This is a genomic window from Mucilaginibacter sp. UYCu711, from assembly GCF_050433825.1.
In the GTDB taxonomy this organism is placed as follows: domain Bacteria; phylum Bacteroidota; class Bacteroidia; order Sphingobacteriales; family Sphingobacteriaceae; genus Mucilaginibacter.
In genome coordinates this window covers 494,949-506,518 of sequence record NZ_JBNPWM010000003.1, presented here as the reverse complement: position 1 = coordinate 506,518, position 11,570 = coordinate 494,949, and the positions used below count along the sequence as shown (strand labels likewise).

11 protein-coding genes are annotated in these 11,570 nt (G+C 42.2%); 5 read left to right on the top strand and 6 right to left on the bottom strand.

What is annotated here, in order from left to right:
- The 4 genes from ABIB50_RS09375 to ABIB50_RS09360 form a co-directional block, all read right to left on the bottom strand.
- Nucleotides 1-163 (bottom strand): alpha-L-fucosidase (locus ABIB50_RS09375; protein ID WP_429379253.1); only part of this gene is annotated, 163 nt, incomplete at its 3' end.
- Nucleotides 164-545: 382 nt separating this feature from the next.
- Complete coding sequence (locus ABIB50_RS09370) at nucleotides 546-2,411, bottom strand: beta-N-acetylhexosaminidase (RefSeq protein WP_429379235.1); 1,866 nt, start codon at nucleotides 2,409-2,411, stop codon at nucleotides 546-548.
- 174 nt (nucleotides 2,412-2,585) lie between these two features.
- The gene (locus tag ABIB50_RS09365) at nucleotides 2,586-3,581 is read right to left on the bottom strand and encodes a fibrobacter succinogenes major paralogous domain-containing protein (RefSeq protein WP_429379233.1); all 996 of its coding nucleotides are present in this window, start codon (nucleotides 3,579-3,581) and stop codon (nucleotides 2,586-2,588) included.
- A gap of 17 nt (nucleotides 3,582-3,598) precedes the next feature.
- Nucleotides 3,599-4,348 (bottom strand): DUF4242 domain-containing protein, encoded by a 750-nt coding sequence (locus ABIB50_RS09360; RefSeq protein ID WP_429379231.1) that lies wholly within the window; start codon nucleotides 4,346-4,348, stop codon nucleotides 3,599-3,601.
- 124 nt (nucleotides 4,349-4,472) lie between these two features.
- Between ABIB50_RS09360 and ABIB50_RS09355 the strand changes: the two genes are divergently transcribed.
- From ABIB50_RS09355 to ABIB50_RS09345, 3 genes are all read left to right on the top strand, one after another.
- Nucleotides 4,473-7,070, top strand: a complete 2,598-nt coding sequence (locus tag ABIB50_RS09355; RefSeq protein WP_429379229.1) for a helix-turn-helix transcriptional regulator — start codon at nucleotides 4,473-4,475, stop codon at nucleotides 7,068-7,070.
- 87 nt (nucleotides 7,071-7,157) lie between these two features.
- On the top strand, nucleotides 7,158-7,472 hold the full coding sequence (locus ABIB50_RS09350; protein ID WP_429379227.1) for a YdhR family protein: 315 nt from the start codon (nucleotides 7,158-7,160) through the stop codon (nucleotides 7,470-7,472).
- Nucleotides 7,473-7,919: 447 nt separating this feature from the next.
- Nucleotides 7,920-9,017 (top strand): PKD domain-containing protein, encoded by a 1,098-nt coding sequence (locus tag ABIB50_RS09345; RefSeq protein WP_429379225.1) that lies wholly within the window; start codon nucleotides 7,920-7,922, stop codon nucleotides 9,015-9,017.
- Between the two features lie 114 nt (nucleotides 9,018-9,131).
- Here ABIB50_RS09345 and ABIB50_RS09340 read toward each other — a convergent pair whose 3' ends face one another.
- Both ABIB50_RS09340 and ABIB50_RS09335 read right to left on the bottom strand, forming a co-directional pair.
- Nucleotides 9,132-9,446: a HepT-like ribonuclease domain-containing protein gene (locus tag ABIB50_RS09340; protein ID WP_429379223.1), complete on the bottom strand. Its 315-nt coding sequence runs from the start codon at nucleotides 9,444-9,446 to the stop codon at nucleotides 9,132-9,134.
- Nucleotides 9,433-9,693: a nucleotidyltransferase family protein gene (locus tag ABIB50_RS09335; RefSeq protein ID WP_429379251.1), complete on the bottom strand. Its 261-nt coding sequence runs from the start codon at nucleotides 9,691-9,693 to the stop codon at nucleotides 9,433-9,435. Before ABIB50_RS09335 ends, ABIB50_RS09340 begins: the two co-directional genes overlap by 14 nt.
- A 227-nt stretch (nucleotides 9,694-9,920) precedes the next feature.
- On the opposite strand from ABIB50_RS09335, the gene ABIB50_RS09330 reads away from it, so the two are divergent.
- The gene (locus ABIB50_RS09330) at nucleotides 9,921-10,532 is read left to right on the top strand and encodes an OmpA family protein (protein ID WP_429379221.1); all 612 of its coding nucleotides are present in this window, start codon (nucleotides 9,921-9,923) and stop codon (nucleotides 10,530-10,532) included.
- Nucleotides 10,533-10,564: 32 nt separating this feature from the next.
- Nucleotides 10,565-11,329 carry a PRC-barrel domain-containing protein gene (locus tag ABIB50_RS09325; protein ID WP_429379219.1) on the top strand — a complete coding sequence of 255 codons (765 nt, stop codon included), beginning with the start codon at nucleotides 10,565-10,567 and terminating at the stop codon, nucleotides 11,327-11,329.
- Nucleotides 11,330-11,570: the final 241 nt, after the last annotated feature.

Here is an 11,570-nt window from a genome sequence, read left to right as displayed (position 1 = left end):
TATATAAACCGGCCCATTGCGCGTAATCGCCCCAATGGATAAACATACCAAAACGGGCTTCGCGCCACCATTTCATACGCTCATCGCGGGTTAATTTTTTCTGTGCTGATGCTGTAGTTGCAAATAAAGCAAATAAAGCTAATAGAGTTAATATTCGTTTCATTACCGTAATAGTTAAGGGTTGCCTTTTAGGGCTAATAATAATTGGTAATGCAATTTAGGGCGTTTAATTGCATTTTTGTTATAGCCTATATGCCAATGATTAAGCTATTTAAGCAAACCAATAGTGGTTTTAGCTTTATTGATAATTACGCTTACTGTAAATTAACCGGTCGATCGTTACTCCAAAAGATAAGGTTAAAGTGTGCTGAAAACCTGTATCACCCCACAAAAATCACCCATATTGCAATCAATTAATTATCAACCTTATAGATAAAAATTATACTTAAATTCCCTGACGAATAAGATGTATCACACCAAAAATTAAAGTGCTATAAATAAGCAGATTAAGTGTTTCACCTGTACCACCGGTACCTGGCACACCATCACTTCCCCTCAAACACCGCATGCTCCGGATTAACGGATGTTACGCTTACCTTGCTCACCTGCCTCCCGCCTTTAAAAGTAGCCGATTTGATGATCGCCGGTGTGCTTACATCAAAAGCCGTTTTATAAACCGGCGAGGTTAAGGTGGGCTCGGTGCTGTCGGTGGTATAATGTATCTCGGGCTTTGCGCTGTTGGTGGTCAGGGTAATGGTTGCGCGTTGGTTTGCCGCGTTGGTTACGGTTTGCCAAACGTTGTAAGCGCTTTTTGAATAGTGGATACCCATAGCGTCATAACGTTGGTATTGCGCTTCCATACGGTCTTTAAAGCCCTCCCAGTTCTTGATGCGGGTGGGTGTCCAGGCTACTTCGGCCATGGCGGCGGCGCGGGGCAGTGTCATATACTCCACCTTCTCGGCCGAGTGTATAAACTCCGACCATACATTGGCTTGTACACCTTTAATATATACGGCTTCATCGACGGTTAACTCGGCAGGCACGGGTTCGTATGAGTAGACCTTCTCTAATGTCAGCAAACCGCCTATAGCAACGGGTTCGTTATAAGGCTCGCCCTGGTAATAGTCAAAGTACATAAAGTTGCTTGGGGTCATGGTTACATCGTGGTGCTGTTTGGCAGCGGCAATGCCGCCGGCTATCCCGCGCCATGACATGACCGCCGCGTTAGGCGCCAGTCCGCCTTCTAATATCTCGTCCCAGCCTATGATGCGTTTGTTCTTGGTGAGCAGGAAGTTCTCAATCCGCTTAATAAAATAGCTTTGCAGCTCGTGCTCGTCCTTCAAGCCTTCGGCCTTTATGCGTGCCTGGCATTTGGGGCAAAGCTTCCACCTGTCCTTAGGGCATTCATCGCCCCCGATATGAATAATGGGGCCGGGGAAGAGCGCCGCCACCTCGGTTAACACATCCTGCAAAAATGTAAAGGTTTGTTCATTACCCGGGCAATAAACATCTTTCTGAATACCCCACAGCACCGGCATTTTAAATGGCCCGCCGGTACATGAAAGCTCGGGGTAAGCAACCAATGCGGCTAACGAATGCCCCGGCATCTCGATCTCAGGTACAACGGTAATATAGCGGTCTTTGGCGTAGGCTACAATTTCGCGCACCTGGTCCTGCGTATAATAGCCGCCATGCGGGTTATTATCTACCTGGTTAGCGGCCCGGTCGAACTGTGTGCCGGCGCGCCAGGCGCCAACTTGGGTAAGCTTTGGATATTTCTTTATTTCTATGCGCCAGCCATGATCCTCAGTCAGGTGCCAGTGAAAGGTGTTTAGTTTATACATGGCCATATAGTCCAGGTACTTCTTAATAAAATCAACCGAGTAGAAATAGCGGCCAACATCCAGCATCAATCCGCGCCATTTAAAGCGGGGTTTATCAATAATATCGGCAGGGGGAATGGTAACTGTTGAGACCGTAGCCTTAACAGGCAGTAACTGTTTAAAAGTTTGCAGCCCATAAAATATACCCTGCGGCTTATTGGCGCTGATAACTATACCTCTGGAATTTACGGATAGTTTATAGCCTTCATCACCCAAAGTGTCAGCTGTATGATTTAGTGTTAAAACTATACTGTGAGGGGCTTTGCTGCCATTATTTATGCCAATAGCAACCGGGCCATTGACCAGGCTTTTAAGCGCTACTGCCATTGTTTGCGCTATCTGGCGGAGTTCGGGATTATTAGCGTCAATGCGTATAACGGTGTTTTTGGTTATAACAAACTTTGAATTTGACGTACTAACACTTACCGGGTAAGGAATTATTGAAAGCGATTGAGGATCTGAAGCTTTTTGCGCGCGTAACGAGCAAACATTTATCAGCATAAGCAGTAATGGCAGCAGTTTTTTCATGATATAGCTTTATGGCCTGGCCCGGTTTATAAAACTAAGTTAAGGTAATTTTAGTTTATCTACGGTATCAATGCATAAAGCGGTACCGATTGCACAGATTTTACTGCAGGTTTCGCATTTTTTTAGTTTGGTAAACCCGGCATGCGAAAGCAGCCGGGTTTTTACTAAAAGGGCCTAATCTTTAACGCATCTTACTGTCAACCCTATGTTGGTTCGTGACGTTCTGATCACAGAGTTATCGTCAGAAAAATTTACGGCACGTACCCAGTTCGTATTTAAATTAACCTGGGTCGAGGTCCAATAAGTTCCGGCTTCTCCAAATAGCTCGTACTCATTTCCCAGGCTGCGATAGCCTGCCAGTTGTAAGTTTAACCCGGACGAACCACCCTGCATCAATTTCTGTGCGATATTACCCCTCAGAAAATGCTGATCAATATCATCAGCTTCTTCGCGCGACATGCCCTGGTTTATTTCTAATGTTTTCCATTCTTCGTCAGATGGGATATGCCAACCGGCAGGCGCTATTTTACGCGGGTCATTTACGGCCTGAACATTGTAGTACTTTCCGAAAGCGGCATCGTTTGTAGGGGTGCCATTTGCAAACGCATATGCTCCCGGGTTTGTTGCTATCCCCCACAACATTCCTGTAGTTCCATTTACTATAGGGTCGCCATTTCTATAATGCGTAACCCGCAGGTTGCCGGTCATCCAAATCTGGTGCCCTATGGTGACGTAACTATATTCATTGCCGTCAATATCAGTAAAAAGGTGTGGTGCTGCCGTAATAAACCCCACCTCGTTACCAATAGCTGCGCCTGCTTTGGTAACTGCATACGCTCTTAAATAATAAGTAGTATTGGGCAGCAAATTTTTCATATTAACTGAAAAGGTTGCGCCGTATGTATTGCTTTTAACTACAAAATCTGCTTTTGTGGGGTTTGTATGAGTAGCATAATATATGCCGCTTTCAATCACCGGCTCATAACAACAATTGGTAATACTATTATTTGTAATTGCGCTGGTGGCGGTAACATTTGAAAGTGAATCGGTTAAAACTATAGCTGGCTGGCATATCGGTTTAGCTTTTTTGCAACCTGATAATAAGGCTGTTAGTGCCAGCAAAAGGGCCGCCATAGTATAAACCACTATAGTATAAATTAAGATCTTCAAAATACGAACATTAAAAATTAGTTAATTAAGTTACCCAAACTTTGGTACAGCGGACCGCCGTCTGATACGATCAAATAATGCGCTAAAAAATAAAGGGGGTGGTTGTTAAGATAGGCTGTAGGTGTTTTCCTGACGCCTTGTTTAACCTCCTCTATCTTAGCGGGTATTAAGCCATGGGCTGCTTTATGCGTATTAATAATGGCTGATGAGTCTGGTGATTGCGATAAGCAAAATATGGTGCCGGTTTTTTCATTCACCCAGTAGTTCAAAAAATTTGCACCAAACTTTGTTTGCGATGCCAGGTCCTTCTGATGCGCTTTTTCAACATCATTGACCTTAACCCGGGTTCCCAGGTGATGGATATCCATAAAAAGTTTACCCTCTGTTATGGTACGGGGCAGGCTGCCTTTTACTAAAAATATCTCGTCGGGAAGCAACCCGTGTGCTTCGGAGTGCGTATCTACAACCGAACGTGAATTTTTCGCGCTTGAAAGGCAATATACAGTGCCATCTTTTTCATTTAACCAGAAGTTTATAAACTTAACGCCATGTTTTTTTTGAACTGCAAGATCTTTTTCATGTGCCTGTGCAACATCTTCATAACTAACCTTTCCGGGTCCAAAATGATGTATATCCATATAAAAGTTCGTGGTGTTTTTTTGATGGGGCGTGTTTTTATGCCAGTTGACCTTATTTGCCTGGGCATGTGATTGATAAGAAGCAGAAGTGACTGCAATAAGAGCAGTTATTAAAAAGTGAGTTTTCATGATTTGAGTTGTTTAAAAAAATAATAGTCTGGAATTCCGCTACAAAGGAACCACCTAATTAATTACAGCATATAAGAGGTTTTCCCTATTTTATAATAGCTGATACTTGTTTTATAAATATTGAATGGAACTAATTGAAAGAAATAAATTCTTAGCCTCGTTAGAGGCAAGTTTTGAAAAAGTTGTTGAAGGCGAAGGACACTGCGTTTTATTATCAGGCGAAGCCGGAATTGGTAAAACATCATTAATAAAGGCTTTTTCCAAACAGAAGAGAAACGATTGTGATATATACCAGGGCACGTGCGACTCGCTTTTTACCCCACGGCCACTGGCGCCGTTGTATGATATAATCGGGCAAATCAATAATGATCTGTGGCCGAATGATGATCAGGCTGTAGATAGGGTTAAAATGTTTTCTAAGCTTTTTAACGAGTTGCGCAATCAGGATAAACCAACACTGGTGATTTTTGAAGATATACACTGGGCAGATGAGGCGACACTTGACTTTATAAAGTTTTTTGCCAGGCGTATTGCCCAGATCCGCTGCCTGTTTATTATTTCCTACCGGGATAACGAAGTTAATGCACAACACCCACTAAGAAATGTATTTGGCCAATTACCGCCAGACTCATTTACAACTTTGCAGCTACTGCCCCTGTCAAGACAAGCCGTTGAAGCATTAGCTACCGAAAAAGGTTATAGTGGTGAGGACGTTTACAGTATATCAGGCGGTAATCCGTTTTATGTAAATGAGATCCTGGCAAGCTATAGCCCCGGGATCCCCGAAAATATTAAAGACTCGATATTGGCATTATACAATACGCTTGATGATAAAATAAAAAGTGTATGGAGCGCCCTGTCTGTTATTCCTGCTGGTTTTGAGATCGCCTATCTTGAAAGAATGGAAGCGAAATATGAAACCGTTATTGAAGGCTGCCTGTTGGCTAAAATAATAGTGCTGGACAATGGGGTGATATTTTTTAAACATGAACTGTACCGGCGAACTATTGAAGCTTCGCTATCGCCCGTGTTAAGAGTCGCACTTAATAAAAAAATACTTGACCTGTTTTTGGGAGATTTTGAAAAGAACCAGGAGATTGAACGGATTATCCACCATGCAAAAAATGCCAATGAGCACCAGCTTGTAATTAAGTATGCCCCCTTAGCGGCCGGGCAGGCTGCGGCTTTAGGTGCGCATATTGAGTCGGCAAGGTTATATTATATGGCAATTAGCTCCTACAGTGGTGATGATAAAGGCGTGTTAGCCAAACTTTACGAATGTTACGCCTATGAATGCTATTTAACAAATCAGTTAAAAGAAGCCATCACTTACCAGGAAAAGCTACTGGCCATACGGCAGGAACAAGACGATAAAGAGCAAATGGGGAATAGTTTCCGGTTTTTATCAAGGCTATGGTGGTTTGAGGGTAATCATAAGCAATCAGAGCATTACGCCTACCGGGCCATAAAAGCGTTGGGCGAGCATAGTTCTTCAAAAGCAACAGCAATGGCATTTAGCAACATGTCGCAATTAAAAATGCTTTCAGACCAAAATGCGCTTAGCATTTTTTGGGGCGAAAAAGCTATAACACTGGCTAAAGAACTGAAGGATGATGAAACGCTTAGCCATGCTTTAAATAATGTAGGCAGTGCATACTTAAAAGTGCCGGCATCCAAACAACAAGGCATCGACCTGTTGATGACAAGCCTGGAGATAGCCTTGAAAAAATCGTATCACGAACACGCGGCCAGGGCTTATATAAATCTTATAAGTAACAGTATTATACTGAAGGATTATGAATTTGCAGAAAAAGCAAGTGAAGAAGGGATTCAATATTGTATGGAGAGGGACCTCGACTCATGGGCGGCATATATGTTAACTTGTAAAGCCCGGCTGCTACTTGAAACAGGCAATTGGGAGCAGGCATATGCAATTGCGGATAAACTCCTGGCAAATAAAAGTTATACATCAATTGTTATCATCCCGGCGGTTACAGTAATAGCTACCATTAAAATGCGCAGGGGCGAGGCCGACGCATTACCCTTATTACTTGACGCCAGCGACCGGGCATTTGAAGCAATGGAACTGCAAAGGATCATCCCGGTATTGGCGGCCTTGTTAGAGTACGAATGGTTAACCGGCGAGCGGGTGGTGAAAAAGGAAATGCTTGAAAGCGCATTAAATTTATTAACTGATACAGACGCAGAACATTATAAACAAGAGTTTGATTTTTGGGTAACAAAAGTTCAAAAAAATAATTACCAGGCAAAAGTGTTTTATGATGACTATAAAATATACAATACAGCAGCAAAGGTTAAATGTGCAGCGCCATCAGAACAATCAGGGTGCCGTTATGCACATGCAATTAAATTATTTGACGGGGGCATTGCCGACAAAAAAATGGCTATCAATATAATTCATGGCCTTGGGGCTAATCGGGTATATGAAAAAATGAGAGCAGATATGCGAACCTCGGGTATTAAAAACATCCCGCGCGGGATGCGAAAAAGCACCCTTGAAAACCCGGCTAACTTAACGCGCAGAGAGTTGGATATTTTGTTTTTACTAAAGGATGGCCTGCAAAATAAGGAAATTGCCGAACAGCTTTTTATATCCGCTAAAACGGTTGATCATCATATTTCATCCATCCTGTTTAAACTGGACGCGAAGTCGCGCGCAAAAGCGGTAACCGAAGCTGTGCGGTTAGAGATAATAAAATAGGGAATACTAATTATAAAATAGGGAATACCTCTGCTATTTAACAGCACTGCAGTTGGCATTTTTGTGCCTCACTAAAAATAAATAACAATGAAAAAAGCAAAAGCGGTATTATCTGTAAAATTTAATTCAACTTATGGTTCTGAAGAAATAGTTAATCTTTTTAAGCAACATCTGGATGTTTTTAAAAACGTACCCGGCCTGTTAGAGAAATATTATATAGCAGAAGAAACCACCGGTGCCAAAGGGGGTATATATATATTTGATAGTACAGAAACAAGAGACCTGTTTTGGAACTCGCAACTGGCGCAGGAAATCCCGGCACTTTACGGTGTAAAACTGGATACATTGCGGGTTGAACAATTTGATATCGATATTGATCTGAATGGTAATTTAGCAGCTTAACGGTAAAGTTATATTTATGTTAATTGGGGAGGCCCCGGGATTGATTTCCCGGGCCTTTTTTGTTTTTTGTGAGTGTAGTTACAAGCTTCGGCATCGATTGCGGTTGCGTTTGCACAAATTTTTACCGCCTTGTCTGCAGTAAATCTTTTAAAAACCGGTAATATAGCTTAACCAATTACCCTAAAACCTAATTAAGCATACTGATAATAAAAAGAGAATGAAGAGAAAACACGGGTAGGCCCCACCCCGTAGCAACCGATAAACTCCTGTATAATTTTTAAAGACCGGCCGGCAAAACAAGGCGGCGGGTAAACAGCACTTAACAACGCTGACAGGAATTGTATTGCCCTGATTAACCAATATATACTATGGCTTATGCCATCAACTATTTGGCCTCCCCAGCCAATAGCATCAATTAACCAATTATGACAAACAAAAAAACAATTTATGAAAACATCATTCAGTAAAATCATCACAACAAAACAGTTAGTAATGGCTACGGCGTTATTGTTTTGCCTGGTTTCCTGCCGGAAACAGAATGTCGATCAGGTCCTTCCCGACCCGGTAATAATTAACCCATTATCAGAGTTTGACCTGGTAACCTATCCCAACGATCCTTTTAAGTTTACTTTTAAAAGCGTAGGGGCAAAATATAAAAAAGTAGAGTGGCGCTTTGGCGACGATACCCTAAGCACCGAAGACAACCCAACGCACATCTTTGCTACTTCGGGAAAATACCAGGTAGATATGCGGACCATTTCATCAACCGGTAATACATCAAGAAGACTGTATGATATTAATATTATCCCGGATAGCGTGGTGCGGATCACCCTTGAAAAAACAGGCGTACTTAACCAGGTTAAATTTGGCCTGGTTAGCAAAGCAGAATTTAAGTCTGTTTTATGGACATTTAGTGATGTTACGCCCGCTGTTACCAGCACATCATTAAATCCGGTTTACACTTATGTGCCCGGATCATTTAATACTGTTACCGCAACTATTACTACAACTAATGGCTCGACCGTAAGTGTAAGCCGTAATAACGCTACTACCGAAGGGCTGCTGCAGGACATTACCCCGGGGCGGAGCAGCTATACCGTATCGGCCGATAATTTTTATGCGCCGGGCGAAAACTCTACCATGCTGATGGATGGTAATATATTAACCAAATATACCATGGGTGGTAAAGACGGCAGGCTATTTACATATCCACTTATAATAACTGTAAATTTCAGTGAAGCGCAATTAGTGAAGACCTATTGCATAGGTAGTTCAAACGACAACCCACCCCGGGATCCTAAAACCTGGACCGTACAGGGGTCAAACGATGGCGTAACCTGGGAGATCCTGGACACAAGGGCTATGACCAAGAATTTCTATGATCAGATGACCGCGTTAGGCGCCACTAATGATACACAAAAGTATAAGCAATTATTTTTTTATGGCATTGCCAATCCCAAGCTCTTTACCAAATACAGATGGGTAATTAACTCGAATTTTGGCGATGCCGCACTGCAGGTAAACGAATTTAAATTATATAAATAACAGCTTTTATTGTGGTGAAGTAAACCCCGGCTGCATTAGGCAGCCGGGGTTTTTGTAGTCATGAAATTCTATTTTCTTTTGATCGCTCAACAGCTAATAGCTCTGCTATATCATTTAAATTTTGAGTAAATGTTCCGTTACAATGTTCCAAATAATTTCGTAGTCGATGCCAAAATATTCATGACTAATACGATTTCTTAAGCGATACATTTCTTCCCAGGGTATGTGGGTATTTGCATCTTTAATTGGTGTTGGTAAATTCTTTGACGCCTCTCCGATGATTTCAAAATTACGGATCACTGCATCAACTGTTTTATAATCTCTTTTAAATCCGTGAAAGTCAAACGGTGCTATATATTCCTGCACGCGTTGCATGGAAAGAACTATGTCTTCCAAATAAAGAATAGGATCTCGTTCAGACGGTTTCAATGTATTTAACCTGGCAAAGGATAGATTCTTTAATTCGAGTTTTTAAAGCGCTTTTGGCAACAAGGTCAATACGTAAGCCCAGGGCTTGCTCCAAAAAGCTTTCTAATGTAAAAAACGACCACCCGACAGGTTGTGAAAATTCAACAACCAAATCCAGGTCGCTGTCGGCTGTTTGGCTGCCATTAACATACGAGCCAAAATAGCCGATCTCGCTTACATGGAATTTTTCAGCGAGTACCGGTTTGATTTGTTAGAGTTTAACCTCTATATCGTTTGTTGACATACACAAAAATACACAATATTGTACAATATTGCATTTTCACTTTCCTTAATCCTATAAATTAAAAACTTAATTTATAAAACATTTTTTATCCCCGTTGCTTTTCTATTCACCCTGTCGCGAAATTTGTTTTCCAAAACAGGTATGCATTTTTATCGCATTAACCATTAATCTATTTAAAACAAACACACAACATGGCACAATTAGATGTTCAACCCAAAAACTCAAGTCCGTGGTGGATCTGGCTTTTGCTGGCGATCTTCGCTATCCTTATTTTATTTTTCCTGCTTAGGGGATGTAACAGCAAAACTACCGTAGTAAGCACTACCGATTCTACCAAAACGATTGCCGTTACCAAGCCCGACTGGAACAGCGTGGACTTTAACAGCCCGGTAATTACCGACCCTGATATAACCGACAAGGATATTGTTTTGAGTGGTACAGATAAGTATACTATTTATACGCTGGGCGAAAATATCCTGTTCGCTACAGATCAAAACAACTTGCAGGGAAGCGCTGATGCTAAATTGAAGCAGATAGCGGCATCATTAAACAAACGCTTTAAAGACGCGCCTATAGCTATTTATGGCAATACCGATTCGACCGGTACCGGCGAGCATAACGCCGATCTTGGCGGCTGGCGCGCAAAAACGGTTAAAGATTGGCTGGTAGCTAATGGTATTGATGGCGACAAAATATCGTTACACACCTTTGGCGAAAGCAAACCGGTAGCCAGTAATGAGACAGCCGGCGGCAGGCAACAAAACCGTAATGTGCAGATAGTTGCTTTTCCGGATAGTAAATAATTAATAGAGGAATAATCTTAAATATTAAGAAGATGAGTTTTGACAGCAATAACAATGAATATAAAAACGATCACCTGCAGGAATTAAGCGGCAGTGATTACGAAATAGTTGACGGCGAGCCGAACATAAAAAACTGGGATGTAAAAACCGAACAGGGCGTAAAAATTGGCGAAGTGGCAGATATGTTGTTCGACCCGCAATCGCGTAAGGTGCGTTACCTGATAGTTAGTTTGGAAGACAGCGAGATTAACGTTACCGATGGTAAAGATGTACTGATCCCGATAGGTATAGCTAAACTATATAGCGGCAGTAATAATATAAGCGAAGAAGTTGCCGGTACCGAGAATGATACGGTAGGTGGCGCTACAGTTGTAGATGCGACGGTGATAGATACTACCAGCCCCACGCCTGTTTTTTACGAAGGGAACGACGGTTTGTACAATCCTGCGTTTGACGGTGATGTAGTTATAGTGCCCGCCACTGCCAACCAGTTGGTTTTATTGCCGGGTTATGTGCATAACGAAGTTACCCCGCAAATGGAACTGGCCATAAGGCATGTGTTTGAAGGGACGGGCACTACGCTGGCTTACGACCGTAATGGTTTTTATGACCACGATTATTTTGATGTGGACAGATTTTATGACCGCGGTGCAACCACGCGCTCAAACCTGCCCGTAAGCGAAGATAGCCTGGACGAGTCGCCTGCCGGCACAAACCTGTCAGAGCCATCGGCCAGGAACCCTTTTGATAGTTCAATTGAAAAAGATGAGCCCGGGTTAGGTAAAATTGGGTATTAAATAAGTTGACAAGATAGGAGTGATAAGGCCCTGGGAATTTTCCGGGGCCTTATGTTTTGCCCCTGATTTTTAAAACTTATTCGTGATCTTCATTTGAATCGCTACCGCAAGTTGTATCATATTTAAATTTGAATCCTGTTATTATTTCCCGGACTTTTGCTGTGTGTGGTAATGAAGATTTAGCAATTGCGGGCAGGAGATGGAATATATGATAATGTGCTGACAAACAGCTGATTTGCCT